Here is a 20,586-nt window from a genome sequence, read left to right as displayed (position 1 = left end):
GGATGCTCCGTGCGCAGACGTTCCGTGCTCCTTGCCGCAGGTGCGGCAGCCCTGACCGGCCCGATGGCCGGCCGTGCCTTCGCCGCTTCCCGCAGCGGCCCGCTGGTGGACCACGGCACGGCCGTGGACCTGGACGGGAGCGGGCAGGTCGACCTGTCGTCCCAGGTGGGGGCCCTGGCCCCGCTCACGACGGGGACGGTCCTCGTCACGTTCCGCACGACGAGCCACAACCAGGCGATGACGCTGATCAGCGCCTCGGACCCGACCACCCCCTCCTCCAACCTCACGCTGAACCTCAGCGGCGGTGCCCTTCAGTTCTCGGTACGGCGACGGGGCGCCGTCCTGGTCGACGTCATGACCAGGACCCGCTACGACGACGGCCGGCAGCACACCGTCGCCGTCACCGTGGACGCCACCGGTACCCGCCTCCACGCCGGCGGTCAGATGGTGTTCGAGACGGCGGGCCGTCCGTTCTTCGGCAGCGTGTCCGGGCTGACCGCGCTGACGCTCGGAGCCAACCGGGACAGCGACCATCCCTCGGGCGAGTGGTTCTTCACCGGCACCGTCGAGCGGGCGGCGGTCTGGGACCGGGTGCTCGACGCGGGCGAACTGGTCGCCCAGTGCCCGCGACCGGTCGTCGCCGACCACGGCCGGATCTCCACGATCCTCAACAGCGACACCCCCGCCACCTGGGTCTTCACCGGCGACAGCATCACCCACGGGGCCCAGCACACCAACGGCTGGCGCAGCTACCCGGAGCACTGGACCGAACGTGTCCGCTGGGAGCTGGGCAAGCCCAAGAACCGCGACTTCGTGATCGATTCGGGGGTGAGCGGAGCCACCGGCGCCGAGCTCGTCTCGTCCTTCGGCGAGCGGGTCACCGCCTTCTCGCCGAAGGTCGTCTCGATCATGATCGGGACCAACGACATCGCGACGTCAGGCCTCGGCCTGGACGCCTACCGGGCCGATCTCCTCTCCCTGGTCGGCTCGGTGCGCGCGCTGCCCGGATCACCGGTGCCGGTCCTCCAGGCACCGAACCCGGTCGATCCGGCCAAGTGGCCCGGCCGGGTGGCCCTCTCGGGTTACGCGCGGGTCATGGGCGAGGTGGCCGCCCAGCGAGACGTGGTCTTCGTCGACCACTACGACGACTGGCTGACCGGCAACGGCGGCCAGGTCCCCCTGTCCCTGCTCAACGACGGACTGCACCCCAACGAGCGGGGGCACCACCGGATCGCCCTGAAGATGATCAAGGACCTGCAGATCTTCGACTCCGGCAGCCGGGTGTGCACCCTTTCCGTCCCCTGACGCGGCGGCCCGTCCCGCCGCGCGCTCGCTCCATCTCCGCAGCTCTCCCCCTCACGAGAAGAGAGACGTCCATGCAGCGCAGAGTCACCGTCGCCCTGCTGTCCGCCGCCGTCCTGGTGGCCACCGCGGCCGGCACCGCCCACGGCCTCCCCACCGTCGCGGCCGCGGCCGGCGAACTGGCCTCCCAGGACATCGCCACCGCGGGCGTCGGATCCCCCTACTACCGCATCCCCGCGCTGACCACCTCCACCAAGGGCACCCTGCTCGCCGCCTACGACGCGCGCCCCACACTCGGTGACCTGCCGGGCAACCTCGGGGTCGTCCTGCGCCGCAGCACCGACGGCGGGACCACCTGGCAGACCCAGCAGGTCGTCCGCAAGGAGGCCGCTCCCAAGGGCTTCGGCGACCCGAGTCTCCTCACGGACACCACCACGGGCCGGATCTTCGTCTTCTACGCGAGCTCCGTGAACCAGGGCTTCTTCGGGTCGGCCACCGGCAACGACGAGAGCGACCCGAACGTCCTCCAGGCCGACTACAGCTACTCGGACGACGACGGTCTGACCTGGACCCACCGCCGTATCACCCAGCAGATCAAGAACCCGGCCTGGGCCGGGATGTTCGCCGCCTCCGGCCAGGGCATCCAGCTGCGCAACGGCCCGTACAAGGGCCGGCTGGTCCAGCAGTACGCGATCCGGAACAACGGGGCCAACTACGCGGTGAGCGCCTACAGCGACGACCACGGCGACACCTGGAAGATGGGCAACCCCGTGGGACCGGGCGGGGACGAGAACAAGACCGTCGAGCTCGACGACGGACGCATCATGCTCAACAACCGCTCGGCGCCCTACCGGACGATCGCCTACTCCTCGGACGGCGGCGTCAACTACACCCCGTTCACCCAGGACACCAACCTGCCCGACCCGGCGAACAACGGCTCGGTCATCCGGTACGCCCCGGACGCCACCGCGTCCGACCCGCAGTCCTCGTGGCTGCTGTTCAGCAACACGGAGAGCACCTCCTCGCGGAGCAACCTCACGGTCAAGATGTCCTGCGACAACGGGAAGACGTGGCCGATCCGGAAGGTCGTCGAGCCCGGCAGCGCCGCGTACTCGACGCTGACACGGCTGCCCGACGGGCGGGTCGGGCTGCTCTACGAGCGCGGCAACGTCCAGGCCATCACCTACTCCTCCTTCGACCTGAAGTGGCTCGGCGGCACCTGCGCCGACATCACGATCACCCCGCCGGCCACCATGAAGGCCGGCACCAGCACGGAGGTCACGGTCCGGGTCGTCAACCGCATGGACGTGACCCGCGGCGCGGGCACGCTCGACCTGACGGTGCCCGGCGGCTGGACGACGAAGCAGGTGGCGTTCCCGGCGACGCGTCCGGGTGAGGGCGCCAACATCAAGGTCCCGGTCACGATCCCGGCCGGTGCCTCCGGGAACGCCGAACTCACCGTGACCTACAAGGCCGACGGCAAGCAGGCCTCGGGGACCCGGACGGTGACCGTGACCCCGTAACTCCCGTGCCCCAAGGAGGTGTTGTTCCCCCGCGCGCACCCGGTCGGCTGCGACGATGGGGGGACGGCACCTCCCGGACGGCGGACAGGCGGCAGCGGCATGGCGGTAACGGGCTTGCGGATGGGCGTGGTCGGCGGCAGCATCGCCGGATGCGCGATGGCCGTCGCGGGGACCCGGGCGGGGGCGGACGTCACCGTGTACGAGCGCAGCGCGGGCGCGCTCCAGGACCGGGGCCTCGGGATCGCCATCCCGCCCGCCCTGCACGAACGGCTGGTCGCCACCGGATATCTCGGCGCCGCCATGCCGACCGCCCCCGCGGCGACCCGCGTCTGGCTGACCCGTGCGCCGGGGGGTGGGTCGGCGCGGGAGTTCGCGCGCCAGCCCAGTGCGATCACCGCGTGCAACTGGGGCCTGCTGTGGCAGGCGTTGCGCACCGCCGCCGCCGGGGCGCGCCACCACCGCGGGCGCCCCGTCACCTCGGTCGGGAGGGCACCTTCCGGCCGCGCGGCCGTCCGCACGGCACAGGGCGAGGAGACCTACGACGTCGTCGTCGGAGCCGACGGCCACCGCTCGCTCACCCGCCAGGTCCTGGCCCCGGGCCTGCGGCCCACTCCCGCCGGGTACACGGTGTGGCGCGGCACGCTCCCGCTGAGCGCGCTCGCGGACCATCCCCGGCCCTTGGAGCTGCTGCGCGGCGCCTGGGTCACCCTGGGCTTCCCCGGCGGGCACGGCATCTTCTACCTGATCCCCCGGGGTGACGGCTCGGGGCCGGACGACCGTCTGCTCGCCTACGCGATCTACGCGACCCCGCCCGGCCGGACGCCGGACGAGGCCGGATACGTGCGGCACCTCGCCGAGGAGCACTTCCCCGACGCCTGGGCGGACATCGTGGCCCGCGGCGAGTACGCCGCGACGACCTGTCATCCCGTCGCCGATCTGCACGCGCCCCTCGCCGCCGACCCGCCGTTCCTGCTCGCCGGCGACGCGGCCGGGGTCACCCGGCCGCACACGGCGAGCGGGGCCGTCAAGGCGTTGCAGGACGCCCTCTGCCTGGAGGAGGCGCTGCGGTCGTCCCCCTCGGCCGCGGACGCGCTGCGGCACTACGCCCGCGAGCGCACCCCCGAGGCGGCCCGGCTGGTGGAGCTGGGCCGCAGGCTGGGCCGCGCCCAGGTGGAACGGGCCCCCGACTGGGCCGCGATGGACCAGCGCGCGGTGGACGCGTGGTGCCGCGCCACCCTGGCGGGCGCCAGCAGTTACCTCTACACGGAAGCGGGTACGGACTGAGGTTCCAGCCGGCCGCGGATGCCGTCGAAGTGGGTGCGCATGGCGCGCACCGCACGCGCGCCGTCGGCCGCCGCGACCGCCTCGACGATCTCGTGGTGCTGGGCGCAGGTGACGGCGGGGTCCTGGTGGCCGTCGTCCACGTCCTCGCGCACCCGGTCCATCGCCGCCCAGAACGCGTCCAGCACCTCGCTCAGGAGGTGGTTGTCGAGCGAGGAGTAGAGCGCGAGGTGGAAGGCGCGGTCGGTGGTCCGGGCGACCCGGCCGCCCTGGGCGGCCTCGGACTCCATCGTGGCGACGAGGGCCCGCAGCACGGCCAGGTCCTTGGCGGGGACGCCGTCGGTGACCGCGCCGACCAGGCCGGTCTCCAGCGCCTCGCGCACCTTCATCAGCTCCAGCAGGCCGGGCTCGCCCTGCCCGTGCCGTACGGCGGCCCGGAAGGCCAGCCCCTCGGCGAAGGGCGAGAGGGAGAGCGAGCCGACGAAGGTCCCGAAGCCGCGCCGGATCTCGACGACGTTCATGGCCTGGAGCGCCTTGAGCGCCTCGCGCACGGAGACCCGGCCGGCGGTGAAGAGCTCCATCAGCTCGGCCTCGGTGGGCAGCGGGTCGCCCGGTCCGAGCCTGCGTTCGAGGATCAGTTCCTTGATCCTTCGCTCGATGTCCTGAGCCATGGTGGGGCGGGCCACAACGGTCCTCCTGAGGTGTCGCCGGCCCCCGGTGCCTCTTGACCGGTCGCCGGGGCATCTGTTTAAGGTGAGTCCAGACATAGGACATCTTACGTCTCATGTCCCGGTCCCGTCTCCCTTTCCCACGACCTCGCGGCCGACGGGCCGGTGTTCCGAACGAGCTGGAGCCCCTCACCATGTCCTTGACCGCACCGCTGCACGGCGTCGTACCGCCGGTCTGCACCCCGCTCGACGACCGCGGGGAGGTCGACACCGCCTCCCTGACCCGGCTCGTCGGTCACCTCGTCGACGGCGGCGTGCACGGGCTCTTCGCCCTCGGCTCGACCAGCGAGGTCGCCTATCTGACCGACGCCCAGCGCGCCACCGCCCTGGAGACCGTGGTCACCGCGGCCGCCGGACGGGTCCCGGTGCTGGCCGGGGTCATCGACACGACGACCGCCCGGGTCGTGCAGCACGCGCGCACCGCCGCCGAGCTGGGGGCCGACGCCCTCGTCGCGACCGCGCCCTTCTACACCCGTACGCACCCGAAGGAGATCGCCGGGCACTTCCGTCGGCTGCGCGCCGCGGTCGACCTGCCGCTCTTCGCCTACGACATCCCGGTCGCGGTGCACTCCAAGCTCTCGGCCTCCCTGGTGCGCGAGCTCGCCGAGGACGGCACCCTGGCCGGTCTCAAGGACAGCAGCGGGGACGAGGGCGGGCTGCGCCGGCTGATCGTGGAGCTCGGCGGGCGCGAGGGCCGCGCCCGGGGACCGGTGCCGCACTTCAGCGTGCTGACCGGTTCCGAACTGACCGTGGACGCGGCGCTGCTGGCCGGGGCCGACGGTGTCGTGCCCGGCATCGGCAACGTGGACCCGGCCGGCTACGTCCGGCTGTACGACGCCGCGCGGGCCGGTGACTGGGTGCTCGCCGCCCGGGAGCAGGAGCGGCTGATCGAGCTGTTCGCCATGGTCGACGTCGGCCCGGAGCAGGACATGGGTCGCAGCTCGTCGGCGCTCGGCTCCTTCAAGGAGGCGCTGCGACTGCTCGGGATCATCGACAACGGTGCCACCGTCTTCCCGCAGATCCCGCTCTCGGCCGAGTCCGTGGCGCTGGTCGCGGAGGGGCTGCGCGGCGCCGGTCTGCCGCCGGTCCGATGAGCACGGCGGCGACCGGGGCCGTGGTGATCGGCCTCGACCTCGGCGGGACGAAGATCGCGGCCGCGCTCTTCGCCGCCGACGGCACGGTGCTGTCCCGGCACACCCGGCCCACCCCGGCCCGGGACGGCGCCGAGGCGGTGCTCGACGCACTCGCGGCGGCGGCCGCCGCGGTGGACCCGGGCCGGCTGGCCACGGCGCTCGGCATCGCCGCCGCCGGGGTCGTCGACCCCCGCAGCGGCATGGTCACCAGCGCCACCGACTCGATCAGCGGCTGGGCGGGCACCGCGCTCGGCACCGGCCTTGCGGACCGCACGGGCCTGCCTGTGGCCTGCGACAACGACGTACGCGCCACGGCCGGACCGGAGCTCGCCGCACTGCCGGACGGCCACGGCTCGCTGCTGTTCGCGGCCGTCGGCACGGGCGTGGGCGGTGCGCTCGCCGTCGACGGGCGGATGCTGCACGGCGCGGCCGGTATCGCCGGCCACCTCGGCCATCTGCCCAGCGCGGAGGCGGCCGGACTGCCCTGCACCTGCGGGGCCACCGGTCACCTGGAGGTCATCGCCTCCGGGCCGGGCATCGCCGCCCACTACGAGCGGCTCACCGGCACCCCCGTGGACCGGCTCGAAACGGTCGCCGCCCGTGCCGCCGAGGGCGAGCGGGCCGCCGTGCGGGCCGTCACCACCGGTGCGACCGCGGCCGGACGGGTCCTCGGCGGCCTCGCCAACGCGCTCGGCCCCGACCGGGTCGTCGTCGCCGGCGGGGTGCCGCGGATCGGCGCGCTCTACCGCGAGGCCCTGGCCGCCGCCTTCGCGGCCGAGCTGATGCCGCCGCTGCGCGGGCTCGTCCCCGAGCCTCCGCTCTTCGGCCACGACGCCGCCGTGCTGGGCGCCGCGGCCCTGACCACCGCCCTTCCCCTCCACCACCCGGGAGCTCTCCGATGACCGCACAGGACCTGGCCGACACCCTGAAGGGCCGGCTGATCGTCTCCTGCCAGGCGCCTCCCGGCGACCCGATGCGGGAGACCGGCACGCTCGTACGCCTGGCGCTCTCCGCCGTGGCCGGCGGCGGCTCGGCGATCCGCGCCAACGAGCCGGAGGTCGTCGCCGCGATCACCGAGGCCGTGGACCTCCCGGTCATCGGCCTGTGGAAGGACGGCGACACCGGCGTCTACATCACGCCGACCGTCCGGCACGCCCTGGCGATCGTGGAGGCCGGTGCGGCCGTCGTCGCCGCCGACGCCACCGACCGGCCGCGCCCCGACGGCTCCACCTTCGCCGACCTGGTCACCGCCGTGCACAAGGCGGGCGCCCTGGTCATGGCCGACGTGTCCACGCTCGCCGAGGGCGTCGCCGCCGCCGCGCAGGGGGCGGACTTCGTCTCCACGACGCTGTCCGGCTATGTGCCGGGGACCCCGAAGCAGACCGGCCCGGACCTGGACCTTGTGACATCTCTCTCGGCCGCGATCTCTGTACCGGTCGTCGCCGAAGGCCGTATCAATACTCCCGAGGAGGCTGCCGAGGCCCTCGCCCGCGGCGCGCACAGCGTCGTGGTCGGCACGGCCATCACCGCACCCACCGCCCTGACCTCCCGCTTCGTCGCCGGACTCGCCCGGCCCTGAGCAGCCCCTCACCACGCGGGGCGGCCGCCCACCGAGGAGCCGCCCCGCACCATGGAGCGCACCGTGCAGAAAACACCCCCCTCGCTCCCCTGGTACCGCGAGGTGAGCGGTACCCAGTGGAAGTCCTTCTTCGCCGCGTGGATCGGCTACGTCCTCGACGGGTTCGACTTCGTCCTGATCACGCTCGTCCTCACCGAGATCAGTGACGACTTCGGGCTGAGCACGGTGCAGGCGGCCAGCCTGGTCTCCGGTGCCTTCATCACCCGGTGGCTGGGCGGCGCGGTGCTGGGCGCCCTCGGCGACCGGTACGGCCGCAAACTCTCCATGGTGGTGAGCATCCTGCTCTACTCGCTGGGCACCTTCGCCTGCGGGTTCGCCTGGAACTACCACAGCCTCTTCGCCGCCCGCCTCGCCATCGGCATGGGCATGGCCGGGGAGTACAGCGCCAGCGCCACCTACGTCATGGAGAGCTGGCCGTCCCGGCTGCGCAGCCGGGCCAGCGGCTTCCTGATCTCCGGCTTCTCCGTGGGGTCGGTCCTCGCCGCGCAGGTCTACAACTGGGTGGTGCCCTCGCTGGGCTGGCGGTGGATGTTCTATCTGGGCCTGATCCCGATCGCGGTCGCGCTGTGGATGCGGCGGGCGCTGCCGGAGGCCGAGGAGTGGACGGCGGATGTCGCGGACCGGGGCGCCAAGCCCAACCCGTTCCGGCCGCTGTTCCGGACCCCGCGGCTGGCCGTGGCCAACACCGTTCTCGTGGTGGCCGCCACGCTCTCGCTCTTCATGGTCTTCACCCCGAGCGGCGAGGGCCTGGTGCCGGTGCTGTCGGTGGTCGCGGGGCTCTCCCTCCTCGCGTTCGCGGTGCAGCTGGGCGGCAGGCGGAGCTGGCTGCTGTACGTATCGATGATCGTGACGCTGTTCTTCGCGTTCCTGTACTCCTGGCCCATCCAGGCGCTGCTGCCCACCTATCTGAAATCGGACCTGGGCTACAGCACCGACCAGGTCACCGACGTCCTGTACTTCGCGGGCTTCGGCACCATGGTGGGCTGCTGGACGGCGGGCTTCCTGGGGGACCGGATCGGCGCGAAGAAGGCGTACGCGCTGACCCTGCTGGCCTCCCTCGCCTTCGTCTACCCGGTCTTCGCGGTGCACGACAACCTGTTGCTGCTGGGCTGTCTGCTCTTCCTGCTCCAGGCGACGAGCTTCGGGATCTCGGGGCTGCTGCCGCGCTGGATCGGCGGCCACTTCCCCACCGCGAGCCGTGGTGCCGCGCTGGGCTTCACGTACAACGTGGGGGCGCTCGGCGGGGCGGTGGCCCCGGTCCTGGGGGCGCATCTGGCGTCCGGGATGGACCTCGGGCGGGCGCTGGCGGTGCTGACCTTCGCCGGGACGGTGATCGTGGTGGCCCTGGTCGGGTTCGACGTGCCGGCCCGGCTGAACCGGCTGGTCGACCCGGAGGCGGTGGCGGACCACCTGGCCGTACCGGCCCAGGAGCCGGCCCCCGAGCCGAGGACGGAACGCGTGACCCCCTGACCGCAGGCCGGATCCCGCCGGGCCGCGCTCGGCAGACCGGAGCGCGGCCCGGCCGCCGTGTCGGTGGTGGCGCGGAGCCGCACCCGGCCCGGCTCCGGTGACGAACACGTTCGTTACGATCGGGACATGGCTGCCACGAGAGAACCGATCAGTCGCCGCGAGCGCCCCGCGAAGCCCGCCCTGACCCGGCGGGGCATCGTCGACACCGCCGTGCGGATCATGCGCTCCGACGGCCTGGACAAGGTGACCATGCGCCGTCTGGCCCAGGAGCTGGACACCGGGCCGGCCTCGCTGTACGTCTACGTGGCCAACACCGCCGAACTGCACGGGGCCGTCCTGGACGCCCTGCTGGGCGAGGTCGACCTGGCCGCCGAGGAGGCCGGGACGGGCTGGCGCGAACAGCTGGTCCAGGTGCTGACCTCCTACACCTTCGTCCTGTTCGAGCACCCGCGGCTCGCCCGTTCCGCCCTGGTGGCGCACCCCGGCGGCGAGAACTACCTGAACCTCGTCGAACGCGTCCTCGGACTGCTCTCCCGCGGCGGGGTGCCCGTGGGGCAGGCCGCGTGGGGGGTCGACACGCTGCTCCAGTACGCCACGGCCACCGCCGCGGAGCACGGGACGCGGGAGCAGGACCCGGCGGCTCAGGACGACTGGGACGCCCTGACCCGGGCGGTGCACGACGCGGACGAAGCCACCCATCCGGCGATCCGCGCCCACCTGCCCGCCCTGCTCGCCGGTCCCGACGAGTCCCGGCTGACCTGGGGATTCGACGTGCTGATCAACGGCATCATCCACACCCCCGCCCCCTTGGAGGGCTGACCGGCTCAGGCGCGGCGGCCCCAGGCACCGGCGAGCACACCTCTTCACGAACTTGTTCGCAACGAACATGTTCGTTACGGTGGAGGTGTCCATCAGGATGCCCCGTTCCGACCGGGCCGGGCACCCAGGGCGCACCCCGCTGCCGCCCGCTCCCCCGTACGGTCTGGAGACGACGATGACCACCCACCACCCCATCGCGATCATCGGCGGAGGCCTCGGCGGCCTGACCGCCGCCCGGGTCCTGCACGCCAACGGCACAGAGGCGGCCGTCTTCGATCTGGAGGCGTCGGCCGGTGCCCGCACCCAGGGCGGCATGCTCGACATCCACGAGGACAGCGGTCAAATGGCGCTGCACGCCGCCGGTCTCCACGAAGGCTTCCGCGGCATCGTCCACGAGGGCGGTCAGGCGATGCGCCTGCTCGGTCCGGACGGCACCGTCCACGTGGACGAGGACGACGACGGAACCGGCACCCGCCCCGAGGTGGACCGGGGCGCCCTGCGCGATCTGCTCCTGGACTCCCTCCCGGACGGCACCGTCCACTGGGGCCGGAAGGCCACCGGTGTGCGCCCGATCGGCGGCGGCCGGCACGAGGTCGCGTTCGCCGACGGCTCGGCCGTCACCACCGATCTGCTCGTCGGTGCCGACGGCGCGTGGTCCCGCGTCCGGCCGCTGCTGTCCCCCGCCGGGCCCGCCTACACGGGTATCTCGCTCGTCGAGACCGACCTGCTCGACGCCGACACCCGCCACCCGCGTGCCGCCGCGGTCGTCGGCACGGGGTCCTTCATGTGCCTCGGCGACCGGCGCGGTCTCCTCGCCCACCGGGAGACCGACGGCAGCCTGCACATCTACACGGCGCTCAGGGCCGACGAGGACTGGATCGACACGATCGACTTCGGCGACGGCGCCGCCGCCAAGGCCGCGGTCCTCGCCCACTTCGAGGGCTGGCACCAGGATCTGCGCGCACTGGTGGCCGACGCGGACGGGGCGCCGGTACCCCGCCGCATCCACGCGCTGCCGGTCGGACACCGCTGGGACCGCGTGCCGGGCGTGACACTGCTCGGCGACGCCGCCCACCTGATGTCCCCGTTCGCCGGCGAGGGGGCCAACCTCGCCATGCTCGACGGAGCCGAGCTCGGCCTGGCCGTCGCCGCCCACCCCGGCGACCTGGAAGCCGCCCTGGCCGCGTACGAGGAGGGGCTCTTCCCGCGCGGCGAGGCGTCCGCCGCCGAATCCGCCGCCAATCTGGAGATCATGTTCGGCGGGCACGGCCTGGAGCGGATGGCGGAGTTCTTCACCTCCGCACCGGACGCCAGGTGACAGCCCGTCAGGGGGGGGAAGTGCGTCAGCGACTGCGCGACGCAGGCCGGGCTTCACGGATCCTTCGAGCTCGAAGGCGAACGCCCGCGTCATCCGCACCCCGCCCCGGGCGACCTCCTCCACCTCGGCGACCGAGGCGTGCAGCCGGACCCGGCTGCCGACGGGGACGGGCACCGGATACCTGACCCGGTCCACCCCGTAGTTGAGCGCGCGCCCCACACCGGTGACCCTCAGCAGCTCGCCGAACATCGGGATGCCCCAGCTCAGCAGCATGCATCCGTGGGCGATGGTGCGTCCGTACGGGCCGTCGGCGGGCGCGGGCGGTGTCGGTGTGGATCCACCGATGGTCCCCGAGACCTCCGCGTAGGCGTCGATGAGCTCCTGGGTGACCTCCTTCCAGCCGGAGTGCCCGAGGTCGCGCCCGCCGAGGGCGAGGATCTCCGGGATGCCGTGCGCGGTCAGGGACATCGATGCTGCTCCGTTCTGCTCGTACGGGGACGGGGTCACGCGGTGACGACGGCGGTGCGGGGCGCGGCGGCCCGGTCGACGGCGAGCTCGTCGTGGTCGGGGCGCTTGAGCAGCAGGATCATGCGGCCCAGGGTGAGCGCGACCTGGAAGGGGTCTGTACGGTGAAGGGCTCTGTCCCGTAATCGGTGGTAACCAACGGTGATGGCTTTCGTCGGCATGGCGTGCGTGATGTCAACGAGCTTGTGCGTGTGGTTTTTCAGAGCTGTCTGCGCTGGTCGTCGAGGGCGTGACGGACGAGGGCGAGGTCATCCGGCTGTCGGCGCGGACCCGGGACGACCCGGTGCCGTGTCCCGTATGTGGGACGCCGACGGGGAGGGTGCACGGTTTCCACGGGCGGAGGGTCGCGGACGTGCCGGTTGACGGACGGGGGGGGTCGTCGTCTCGGTGAGGTTGCGGCGGATGGTGTGCCCGGTGCTCGGCTGCCGGCGGCAGACCTTCCGTGAGCAAGTTCCCGGCGTCGTGGAGCGCTACCAGCGGCGCACCAATCGCCTGGCCGATCAACTCGGTTCCGTGGTGAGGGAGTTAGCGGGCCGGGCGGGCGCCCGCCTCTCCCGTGTGCTGGCCTGCGCGATCTCCCGCTCGACCGCCCTGCGTGTGCTCATGCGCCAGGCATTGCCACCATCGCGCGTCCCGGGTGTGCTCGGCGTCGACGACTTCGCCCTCAAGCGCCGGCACCGCTACGCGACCGTGCCCATCGACGCCGAGAGCGGCGAGCGCATCGACGTCCTGCCCGACCGCACCACCCAGGCCCTGGTCGCGTGGCTACGCGAGCACCCCGGGGCCGAGTACGTCTGCCGCGACGGCTCCGCCTCCTACGGCGAGGCGATTCGCCAGGCCCTCCCCGAAGCGGTCCAGGTCAGCGACAGGTGGCATCTCTGGTCCAACCTGTGCGGCAAGGTCCTGGCCGAGGTCCGCTCCCACGCCGCCTGCTGGGCCAACGCCGTGAACCCCGCCCGGCCCGGGGGCGTACGCGAGCAGACCACCCGCGAACGCTGGCACAGGTCCACAACCTGCTCGGCCAAGGCGTCGGCCTGTTCGAATGCGCCCGCCGCCTCGACATCGCCCTGAACACCGCCAAGCGGTACGCCCGCATGAAGGAACCCACCGGCGACCGCCGCGCGCCCCGCTACAAACCCACACTCGTCGACCCCTACCGCGACCACCTGCGCCAGCGCCGGGCCGAGAACCCCGCGGTGCCCGTCACCCACCTCCTGCGCGAGATCAAAGAACTGGGCTACACCGGCAGCGCGAACCTCCTGGTCCGCTACCTCACCCAGGGCCGCGCCGAGGGCAACAGACCGGTCACCACCCCACAGCGCTTCGCCCGCCTCCTCCTCACCCACCAGGACACCACCGCCACCACCTGCCCCACCAGCCCGACCTACGCCTACGACGACGCCTCCCAGCTGATATCGAAGAGCGGGTCCACCACCGGCTGGTCCTACGACACGGCCGGCAACGAAACCGCCGCCACCCCCGCCGGGGGCACCGCCCACACCGGTGAATCCTGGTCGGACTACAACCAGCTCACCAGCATCACCACAAGCGGAACCACCTACCAGGCCAAGCACGCCGGAACCACCAACGACGAGCGCACCAAGCTCGGCGACACATGGTTCCACCACACCCAGCTCGGCCTCGCCTCCACCACCACCGGGCCCACGGACACAGGCTTCGTCCGCGAACCCGGGGGCACCCTCAACTCCATGACCAGGAGCGGGAAGAGCTACTACTACCTCACCGACGCCACCAGCAGCATCCTCGGCGCCGTCGACCAGACAGGCACCCGCACCCACGCCTACGCCTACACCCCCACCGGCACCCCCCGCACCACACCCACCGAAACCGCCCCCCAGCCCTACCGGTTCGCCGGCGCCTACAGCGACCCGACCGGTCTCTACAAGATGGGCGCCCGCTACTACGACCCCGCCCTCGGCCGCTTCACCCAGCCCGACCCCTCCGGCCAGGAAACCAACACCTACCTCTACGCCGAAGGCGACCCCATCAACCGCACCGACCCCCAGGGGACCCTGAGCTTTGACAGCATCGGCAACTCTCTGGGGATCGGCACGATTCTCTATGCAGGTTTCACTGGTGGCACCGGAGCGGCTGAGTCAGCCACGGCTTCCATGATCGCGGATGTAGGCATCACTGCTCTGTGTGAAGTAGGAGCAGCAGCCTTTACCGGGCCCGGAGCGGTGCCCGCCCTCCCCTTCTGCATGGCCATAGGCGCGGCCGCTGGCATGTATGTCGGCGCGACATACCAGAACAACCTGAACTAACCGGATAGTCCAGTGGTGGGGCCGACTCCCATCCGGCCCCACCACTGCGGTGAACCCGCACATCGGATTCGCATTGGAACGGAGAGGTTGAATGATTCAGCCTGGAAGAGGCCGCCAAATTTCGCTGCTGGGCTTGGTGCAGCTGCTCTGTGCAGGTTTGCTCCTACTGCTCCCTCACAGCTCCGGCTCCGCGCTAGTCCCCTTGGCTGTCATTCTTTTGGCCACAGGTCTGATCTCTTTGGTCCTTGGACTGGTCAGCCACAGGAAGGATCGAGGGGCATGAGCATCCTTGCAACGGCCCCAGCATTGCAGGACGGGAAATCTGCGGCCATATTTACGTTGGCCTTCCTCGTCATAGTTGTCCTCTTGGTTGCCTTCTTCTGGAGCCGCAAAAAATAATGCAGGAATCCAACCTTCACCTGCGCGCGACACCAGCATCACGGTCACGGCGCGCGACCAGCTCTTCATCCTCGTGGCGATGACCGCGTCGAAGGGCTGGACGACGATCTGGAGATGTTGGCGACGAGGGTGATCGTCAGGAACGAACTGCGGTCGAAGCCGAGCGAGCTGGTCGCCCGGGACAGGGCGAACGTCGACTTGAAGTAGGTGGCCGAGAGGCCGATCGTGCAGGCGCCGATGCCGAGGACGATCAGCATGGGGTGGCTGCGCAGGACCTCGGTCAGCGGAAGCTTGACGACCTCCTTCTTGGTGAGCCCGGCCATGGCGGGCGACTCGGCGACCTTCAGGCGCACGAACCGTCCGACGATCACGAGGGCGGCCGAGGGGAAGGGCACCCGCCAGCCCCAGGCGACGAAGGCCTCGTCGGGCAGCCGGCTGATGGCGAGGAAGCTCAGGGGAAGGGGCGGTCTCAGCCGGTGAGGCGCTCGAAGACCGCGGCGAGGCCTTGGCCGCCGCCGATGCACATGGTCTCCAGGCCGTAGCGGGCCTGGCTGCGGTGCATCTCGTGGGCCAGCGTGGCGAGGATGCGGGCGCCGGTGGCGCCGACCGGATGGCCGAGTGAGACGCCCGAGCCGTTGACGTTGATCCGCTGCTCGTGGTCGGCCTCGCCGAGGCCGAGTTCGCGGGTGCAGGCCAGGACCTGGGCGGCGAACGCCTCGTTGATCTCGATCAGGTCGAGGTCGGCGAGGGTGAGCCCGGCACGGCCGAGGGCGGTGTGGGTGGCCGGTACGGGGCCGAGGCCCATGGTGGCGGCAGGGACCCCGGCGCGGGCGAAGGAGACGAGCCGGACCAGCGGGGTGAGGCCGAGCCGCTCGGCGGTGGCGGCGCTGGTGACCAGGCAGGCGGCGGCCGCGTCGTTCTGACCGCTGGCGTTGCCGGCGGTGACGGTGGCCTCGGGGTCGCTGTTGGCCATGACGGGGCGCAGCGCGGCGAGTTGTTCCGCGGTGGTGTCGGGGCGGGGGTGCTCGTCGGCGGTGACGGTGGTCTCGGCCTTCCGGGTGCGTACGGTGACGGGGACGGTCTCCGCGTCGTAGCGCCCTTCCTTCATGGCGCGGGCCGCGCGGGCCTGGGAGCGCAGGGCGAGGGCGTCCTGGTCGGCACGGCTGATGCCGTAGGCGCGGCGGAGGTTCTCGGCGGTCTCGATCATGCCGCCGGGTACGGGGTGGTGGGCGCCGCCGGCGGTGACCCGGCCGCGGGCGAGCGAGTCGTGGAGCTGGAGGCCGGGGCCCTTGATGCCCCAGCGGCCGTCGTGCGTGTAGTAGGGGGCGGCGCTCATGACGTCGACGCCGCCCGCGACGACGACGTCGCTGAAGCCGGCCCGGATCTGCATCGCGGCGTCCAGGACGGCCTGGAGGCCGGAACCGCAACGGCGGTCGGTCTGGAGGCCGGTGACGCTCTGGGGCAGCCCGGCGTCCAGGGCGGCGACACGGCCGATGGCCGGTGCGTCGGACGTGGGGTAGGCGTGGCCCAGGATCACCTCGTCGATGCGGTCGTGGTCGATGCCTGTACGGGCGACGACCTCGGCGATGACGCGTGCGGCGAGCGCGGCGGGCGTCTGCTGGGCGAAGGCTCCGCCGAACCGCCCGATGGGGGTGCGCAGCGGTTCGCAGATGACGACATCGGTCTGGTCGGGCACGGCGGAACACCTTTCGGCGGCTCGGGTGTGTGGGCCGACCCTCGCACCCGACCACTGAGTCGGTCCAATATCGAGTTGGCCGTCCTTCCAGACGCCGGGCGTCTCAATCGGGGCGGCGGGGCGTCGGCAGGGCCTCCTCGGCGACCGCCAGCACGGCCCGCAGGGCGGCCGAGGGGTTGTCGGTGCGCCAGGCCAGCGCGGCCTGGCGCCGGATGGGCGGGCCGGCCGGCGGCCGGTAGACGAGCCCGCCCTGCTGGATGTGGCGGACCGAGGAGACGGTGAGCGTGACGCCGACACCCGCCGCGACGAGCGCCAGGATCGTGTACGAGTCGGGGGCCTCCTGGACCACGCGCGGGGTGAAGCCGGCCGACTCGCAGACCTGGACCATCGCGTCGCGCACCGAGGAGCCGGCGTTCGCGGGGAAGGAGACGAAGGGCTCCTCGGCGAGGATCGCGATCGGGACGCTGTCGAGACCGGCCAGGTGGTGGTCGGAGGGCAGCGCGCACAGCAGTTCCTCCTCGTCGATGACCCGGTAGGCCACGCCCGGCTGGGTCACCGGGAGGCGGACGAAGCCCAGGTCCAGGGAGCCGTCGGCGACCCGGGACAGCGCGACGTTGGCGTAGGTCTGGCCCTTCATGACCAGCTCCAGCGCGGGGTGGGCGGCCCGCACCGCCCGGGTCAGCCGGGGCAGGGTCTCGTGGCTGGAGGCGCCGGCGAAGCCGACGGTGACACGGCCGTACTCCCCGCGCCCGGCGGCCTTGGCCGCCCGTACCGCCGTGTCGAGGTCCTCCAGGACGGCGCGCACCGGTTCGAGGAACGACTCCCCCGCGCCGGTGAGCCGCACCGAGCGGGTGTTGCGCTCGAAGAGCCGGACACCGAGCTCCTTCTCCAGCTGGCGGATCTGCTGGCTGAGCGGGGGCTGGGCCATCTGGAGCCGCTTGGCGGCCCGGCCGAAGTGCAGCTCCTCGGCCACGGCGGTGAACGCGGCGAGATGACGCAGTTCCATCGGGCACCCACTCATTAATCAACGGTCTTGGTGGGACCCTAATTTGGTATTGGACGGCAATCAATAGCCGCTGACACGGTGGGGGAGCAATCCGCACACACTCGCCGAGGAGCACCGTGGAACGGACGGACACGGCCGACGGGGCCGGCAAAGTCATGTCGATGAGGGAGGCCGTCGCCTCCTTCGTGCACGACGGAGCCACCGTCAGCCTCGAAGGCTTCACCCATCTCGTCCCCACCGCCGCCGGACACGAGATCATCCGCCAGGGCCGCCGGGACCTCACCGTCGTGCGGATGACGGCGGACATCGTGGTGGACCAGATGATCGCCGCGGGCTGCGTCTCGCGGCTGGTCTCCTCCTTCGTGGGCAACTCCTCCGCGGGTTCGCTCGGTGAGCTGAGGCGCAGGATCGAGCGGGCCGACCCGGAGCCGCTGGCCTTCGAGGAGTACAGCCACTACGGGATGGTCTGCCGCTACCTCGCCGGGTCGCAGCGCCTCCCCTTCTACCCGCTGCGCAGCTACGGCGGCAGCGACCTGCCGGGCGTCAACGCCGACCTGCGCAAGGTGACCTCGCCCTACCCGGGGCCGGACGGCGGACCCGAGCAGATCTACGTCGTCCCGCCGGTCAACCCGGACGTGACGATCGTCCACGCCCAGCGGGCGGACCGCCGGGGCAACACCCAGCTGTGGGGCCTGACCGGCATCCAGGCGGAGGCGGTGTACGCGGCGGACAAGGCGGTCGTCGTCGTGGAGGAGGTCGTCGCGGACGAGGTGGTCCGCTCGGACCCCAACCGCACCCTGATCCCCGCGCACGCGGTGGACGCCGTGGTGGTCTGCCCGCGCGGCGCGCACCCGTCCTTCGCGCAGGGCTACTACGACCGCGACAACGCCTTCTACCGGGCCTGGTCGCACATCAGCAAGGACCCGGACCGGCTGCGGGCGTGGCTGGAGGAGTGGGTGTACGGGACGGCCGACCACGCCGCGTACGTCGACAAGCTGGGCGAGGAGTTCTGGGCGGGGCTCGCGGTCGGCGAGGCGCTCAGCGAACCGGTGAACTACGGACGGCGGCTGTGAGCGCGCCGAGGGAGAAGGAACACGACATGCCCTCCACCGCCCCCCTGGACGTCACCTCGTCCGAGCTGCTCTCCGTCGTGGCCTCCCGCGAACTGGCCGGGCGCCGGACGGTGTTCGCGGGCATCGGGCTGCCGACACTCGCCACCGAACTGGCCCACCTGACGGTCGCTCCGGACATCGAGGTGGTGTACGAGTCCGGGGTGTGCGGGGCGCACCCCTCGCACCTGCCGGAGACGATCGCCGACGCGGTGCTGATCTCCGGGGCGGAGGCCGTGCTGTCGATGCCGGCGCTGTTCGGCTGCGTGCTCCAGGGCGGGCACATCGACGTCGGCTTCCTGGGTGCCGCCCAGATCGACCGGTGGGGCAACCTCAACACCTCGGTGATCGGCGACTGGGAGCGCCCGGAGGTGCGGCTGCCGGGCTCCGGGGGCGGCGTCGAGGTGATGGCCAACTCCCGTGAGGTGTTCGTGGTGATGCGCCGTCACCACCCGCGCTCCTTCACCGGCGTGCTGGACTTCTGCACCACGCCCGGCCCGGACCGGGCGCTGGCGGAGGGCATCCGCCCACTGGGCGCCGGGGTCACCCGGGTCATCACCGAACTGGGCATCCTGGCCCGCGAAGGGACCGGCCATGAGCTGCGTCTGGTCGCCGTGCACCCCGGTGTGACGGTCGATCAGGTGCGGGCGGCGACCGGCTGGGACCTGGTGGTGGCCGATTCCGTGGAGACGGTGGAGCCGCCGACCGCGGAGGAACTGCGGCTGCTGCGCGAGGACGTGGACCCCGGCCGCGTCTATCTTCGCTGAGACGACACGGACGACACACCCTTCCGACATCCGTCGGCTTCAACGAGAGGACCGTGACCGCCATGCGTATCAGGATCGTCGGCGCCGGAGCCATGGGCCGCGGCATCGCCCAGTGGGCGGCCGTGGCCGGACACACCGTCGAGCTGGCCGACGTGCGCCGGGAGGCGGTCACGGCGGCCGTCGACTTCGTGCGCTCGATGCTGGACCGGGCGGTGGACAAGGGGCGGATGACGGCAGGGGACCGCGCCTCGGCCCTGGAGCGGCTGGTCCCGCTGGACGACCCGTGGGCCGAGGGACCGGACGTGGAACTGGTCGTCGAGGCCGTGCGGGAGGATCTGGACACCAAGGCGGAGGTGTTCGGCGGACTGGAGCGGGCCCTGCCGGCCTCCGCCGTCTTCGCCACCAACACCTCGTCGCTGTCCGTGACCCGGATCGCGGCCACCCTGAAGGACCCGTCGCGGCTGGCCGGACTGCACTTCTTCAACCCGGTGCCGCTGATGAGGATCGTCGAGGTGGTGCCGGGCGCGGCCACCCGGCCGGAGATCCCGCCGTTCCTCACCGAGCTGGTGACCGGGTGCGGCCACCGCGCGGTCACGGTCGCCGACACTCCGGGCTTCCTGGTCAACCACGCGGGCCGGGGCCTGGTCACGGAGGCGCTGGCGCTGCTGGAGGAGTCGGTGGCCGAACCGGCCGACGTCGACCGTATCGCCCGGGACGTGCTGGGGCTGCGGATGGGCCCCTTCGAGCTGATGGACCTCACGGGGCTGGACGTCACGGCGGCCGTCATCGACTCGATCTGGGAGGGCTTCCGCCACGAGGACCGCCTGCGTCCCTCCTACCTCACCCCGAACCGGGTGGTGGCGGGCCTGCACGGCCGCAAGACCGGCCGGGGCTGGTACGCGTACGGCCCGGACGCCCCCGCCCCGGCCGACGAGCCCCCGGTGACGGGCGACGCGGACCGGCCGGTGTTCGTGGCGGGGGACACGGCGTACGCCGACGCGCTGGCCGCCTCCGGGGCCGTGGTGGAGGCGGGAGCGGAACCGTCGGAGCGCGCCGTGGTCCTGGTGCCGGTCTGGGGCACGACGGTGGCGTCCGCCGTGGCGGCGCTGGGTCTGCCGGCCGAGCGCACCTTCGGCGTGGACCCGCTGCCCGCCGCGGGCCGGCGCCGGGTGCTCGCGGTGACCCCGGCGGCGGAACCCGAGGCCGCCCGGGACGCGCGGGCGGTGCTGGCCCGGGCGGCGTCCGGCGCGGACCCGTACGCGGTATCGGTGGTGCGGGACACCGCGGGCTCGGTGGCACAGCGGCTGCTGGCCTCGGTGGTGTCGGTGGCCTCCTCGATCGCGGAACGCTCGCTGGCCGCCCCGGCGGACATCGACCTGGCGGTGACGGCCGGGCTCGGCTACCCGGTGGGGCCGCTGGCCTGGGGCGACCGGATCGGGGCCGCCCGGATGCTGGAGCTCCAGCGGGCCCTGCACGCCACGACCGGCGACCCGCGCCACCGTCCGACCCGCTGGCTCACCGAACGCGCACAGCTGGGGCTGCCGCTGACGAAACCGGGGACCTCCCCGGCCGCGTGCGCCGGGTGA

General features: G+C 72.5%; 16 protein-coding genes and 3 pseudogenes. 13 read left to right on the top strand and 6 right to left on the bottom strand.

Going from position 1 to position 20,586, the window contains the following annotated elements; genetic code table 11:
• Positions 1 to 9 precede the first annotated feature (9 nt).
• The 3 genes from SACTE_RS33475 (at position 10) to SACTE_RS26685 (ending at position 4,109) form a co-directional block, all read left to right on the top strand.
• Entirely contained in the window at positions 10 to 1,305 is a 1,296-nt protein-coding gene (locus tag SACTE_RS33475; RefSeq protein WP_014049131.1) for a GDSL-type esterase/lipase family protein, read from the top strand.
• A 71-nt stretch (positions 1,306 to 1,376) separates the two neighbouring features.
• Positions 1,377 to 2,825: a sialidase family protein gene (locus SACTE_RS26690; protein ID WP_014049130.1), complete on the top strand. Its 1,449-nt coding sequence runs from the start codon at positions 1,377 to 1,379 to the stop codon at positions 2,823 to 2,825.
• A gap of 99 nt (positions 2,826 to 2,924) precedes the next feature.
• Positions 2,925 to 4,109: an FAD-dependent monooxygenase gene (locus tag SACTE_RS26685; RefSeq protein WP_014049129.1), complete on the top strand. Its 1,185-nt coding sequence runs from the start codon at positions 2,925 to 2,927 to the stop codon at positions 4,107 to 4,109.
• Here the strand turns inward: SACTE_RS26685 and SACTE_RS26680 are convergent.
• Positions 4,085 to 4,792, bottom strand: coding sequence for an FCD domain-containing protein (locus tag SACTE_RS26680; protein ID WP_014049128.1), 708 nt, complete (start codon positions 4,790 to 4,792; stop codon positions 4,085 to 4,087). The genes SACTE_RS26685 and SACTE_RS26680 overlap by 25 nt on opposite strands.
• Positions 4,793 to 4,968: 176 nt before the next feature.
• On the opposite strand from SACTE_RS26680, the gene SACTE_RS26675 reads away from it, so the two are divergent.
• The 6 genes from SACTE_RS26675 to SACTE_RS26650 all read left to right on the top strand — a co-directional run bounded on the left by SACTE_RS26675 (position 4,969) and on the right by SACTE_RS26650 (position 11,213).
• On the top strand, positions 4,969 to 5,928 hold the full coding sequence (locus SACTE_RS26675; protein ID WP_014049127.1) for a dihydrodipicolinate synthase family protein: 960 nt from the start codon (positions 4,969 to 4,971) through the stop codon (positions 5,926 to 5,928).
• Complete coding sequence (locus SACTE_RS26670) at positions 5,925 to 6,869, top strand: ROK family protein (RefSeq protein WP_014049126.1); 945 nt, start codon at positions 5,925 to 5,927, stop codon at positions 6,867 to 6,869. The genes SACTE_RS26675 and SACTE_RS26670 overlap by 4 nt, the downstream gene beginning before the upstream one ends.
• Complete coding sequence (locus SACTE_RS26665; RefSeq protein ID WP_014049125.1) at positions 6,866 to 7,546, top strand: N-acetylmannosamine-6-phosphate 2-epimerase; 681 nt, start codon at positions 6,866 to 6,868, stop codon at positions 7,544 to 7,546. Before SACTE_RS26670 ends, SACTE_RS26665 begins: the two co-directional genes overlap by 4 nt.
• Positions 7,547 to 7,597: 51 nt before the next feature.
• On the top strand, positions 7,598 to 9,076 hold the full coding sequence (locus tag SACTE_RS26660; RefSeq protein ID WP_014049124.1) for a sialate:H+ symport family MFS transporter: 1,479 nt from the start codon (positions 7,598 to 7,600) through the stop codon (positions 9,074 to 9,076).
• Positions 9,077 to 9,202: 126 nt separating this feature from the next.
• The gene (locus tag SACTE_RS26655) at positions 9,203 to 9,895 is read left to right on the top strand and encodes a TetR/AcrR family transcriptional regulator (RefSeq protein WP_014049123.1); all 693 of its coding nucleotides are present in this window, start codon (positions 9,203 to 9,205) and stop codon (positions 9,893 to 9,895) included.
• Between the two features lie 175 nt (positions 9,896 to 10,070).
• A complete protein-coding gene (locus SACTE_RS26650) occupies positions 10,071 to 11,213 on the top strand; it encodes an FAD-dependent monooxygenase (RefSeq protein ID WP_014049122.1) in 1,143 nt (380 codons plus the stop codon).
• 11 nt (positions 11,214 to 11,224) lie between these two features.
• On the opposite strand, the pseudogene SACTE_RS35600 reads toward SACTE_RS26650, so the two are convergent.
• Positions 11,225 to 11,681: pseudogene (locus SACTE_RS35600) on the bottom strand (MaoC family dehydratase); the annotation flags it as partial.
• 35 nt (positions 11,682 to 11,716) lie between these two features.
• Complete coding sequence (locus SACTE_RS34090; protein WP_014049121.1) at positions 11,717 to 11,899, bottom strand: hypothetical protein; 183 nt, start codon at positions 11,897 to 11,899, stop codon at positions 11,717 to 11,719.
• 3 nt (positions 11,900 to 11,902) lie between these two features.
• On the opposite strand from SACTE_RS34090, the pseudogene SACTE_RS35595 reads away from it, so the two are divergent.
• A pseudogene (locus SACTE_RS35595) lies at positions 11,903 to 14,023 on the top strand (ISL3 family transposase).
• Positions 14,024 to 14,452: 429 nt separating this feature from the next.
• On the opposite strand, the pseudogene SACTE_RS26630 reads toward SACTE_RS35595, so the two are convergent.
• The 3 genes and pseudogenes from SACTE_RS26630 to SACTE_RS26620 all read right to left on the bottom strand — a co-directional run.
• Positions 14,453 to 14,877 (bottom strand): annotated as a pseudogene (locus SACTE_RS26630) (MFS transporter); the annotation flags it as partial.
• Between the two features lie 14 nt (positions 14,878 to 14,891).
• Entirely contained in the window at positions 14,892 to 16,118 is a 1,227-nt protein-coding gene (locus SACTE_RS26625) for an acetyl-CoA C-acetyltransferase (RefSeq protein ID WP_014049120.1), read from the bottom strand.
• A gap of 103 nt (positions 16,119 to 16,221) precedes the next feature.
• A complete protein-coding gene (locus SACTE_RS26620) occupies positions 16,222 to 17,124 on the bottom strand; it encodes a LysR family transcriptional regulator (RefSeq protein WP_014049119.1) in 903 nt (300 codons plus the stop codon).
• Between the two features lie 155 nt (positions 17,125 to 17,279).
• Here SACTE_RS26620 and SACTE_RS26615 point away from each other — a divergent pair, with 155 nt between their 5' ends.
• From SACTE_RS26615 to SACTE_RS26605, 3 genes are all read left to right on the top strand, one after another.
• A complete protein-coding gene (locus SACTE_RS26615; protein ID WP_176724329.1) occupies positions 17,280 to 18,197 on the top strand; it encodes a CoA transferase subunit A in 918 nt (305 codons plus the stop codon).
• A gap of 26 nt (positions 18,198 to 18,223) precedes the next feature.
• Positions 18,224 to 19,000: a 3-oxoadipate--succinyl-CoA transferase subunit B gene (locus tag SACTE_RS26610; RefSeq protein WP_014049117.1), complete on the top strand. Its 777-nt coding sequence runs from the start codon at positions 18,224 to 18,226 to the stop codon at positions 18,998 to 19,000.
• A gap of 62 nt (positions 19,001 to 19,062) precedes the next feature.
• On the top strand, positions 19,063 to 20,586 hold the full coding sequence (locus tag SACTE_RS26605; RefSeq protein WP_014049116.1) for a 3-hydroxyacyl-CoA dehydrogenase: 1,524 nt from the start codon (positions 19,063 to 19,065) through the stop codon (positions 20,584 to 20,586).

The organism is Streptomyces sp. SirexAA-E, assembly GCF_000177195.2.
Lineage (GTDB): Bacteria > Actinomycetota > Actinomycetes > Streptomycetales > Streptomycetaceae > Streptomyces > Streptomyces flavovirens.
Note: the sequence above shows the minus strand (reverse complement) of the source record. Positions and strands in the feature narration are given on the sequence as shown.

Excerpts from the sequence above, each read along its gene's own strand:
- SACTE_RS26690 (WP_014049130.1), top strand. The coding sequence starts at position 1,377 with ATGCAGCGCAGAGTCACCGTCGCCCTGCTGTCCGCCGCCGTCCTGGTG.
- SACTE_RS26685 (WP_014049129.1), top strand. The coding sequence starts at position 2,925 with ATGGCGGTAACGGGCTTGCGGATGGGCGTGGTCGGCGGCAGCATCGCC.
- SACTE_RS26675 (WP_014049127.1), top strand. The coding sequence starts at position 4,969 with ATGTCCTTGACCGCACCGCTGCACGGCGTCGTACCGCCGGTCTGCACC.
- SACTE_RS26670 (WP_014049126.1), top strand. The coding sequence starts at position 5,925 with ATGAGCACGGCGGCGACCGGGGCCGTGGTGATCGGCCTCGACCTCGGC.
- SACTE_RS26665 (WP_014049125.1), top strand. The coding sequence starts at position 6,866 with ATGACCGCACAGGACCTGGCCGACACCCTGAAGGGCCGGCTGATCGTC.
- SACTE_RS26660 (WP_014049124.1), top strand. The coding sequence starts at position 7,598 with ATGGAGCGCACCGTGCAGAAAACACCCCCCTCGCTCCCCTGGTACCGC.
- SACTE_RS26655 (WP_014049123.1), top strand. The coding sequence starts at position 9,203 with ATGGCTGCCACGAGAGAACCGATCAGTCGCCGCGAGCGCCCCGCGAAG.
- SACTE_RS26650 (WP_014049122.1), top strand. The coding sequence starts at position 10,071 with ATGACCACCCACCACCCCATCGCGATCATCGGCGGAGGCCTCGGCGGC.
- SACTE_RS34090 (WP_014049121.1), bottom strand. The coding sequence starts at position 11,899 with ATGCCGACGAAAGCCATCACCGTTGGTTACCACCGATTACGGGACAGA.
- SACTE_RS26620 (WP_014049119.1), bottom strand. The coding sequence starts at position 17,124 with ATGGAACTGCGTCATCTCGCCGCGTTCACCGCCGTGGCCGAGGAGCTG.
- SACTE_RS26615 (WP_176724329.1), top strand. The coding sequence starts at position 17,280 with ATGTCGATGAGGGAGGCCGTCGCCTCCTTCGTGCACGACGGAGCCACC.
- SACTE_RS26610 (WP_014049117.1), top strand. The coding sequence starts at position 18,224 with ATGCCCTCCACCGCCCCCCTGGACGTCACCTCGTCCGAGCTGCTCTCC.
- SACTE_RS26605 (WP_014049116.1), top strand. The coding sequence starts at position 19,063 with ATGCGTATCAGGATCGTCGGCGCCGGAGCCATGGGCCGCGGCATCGCC.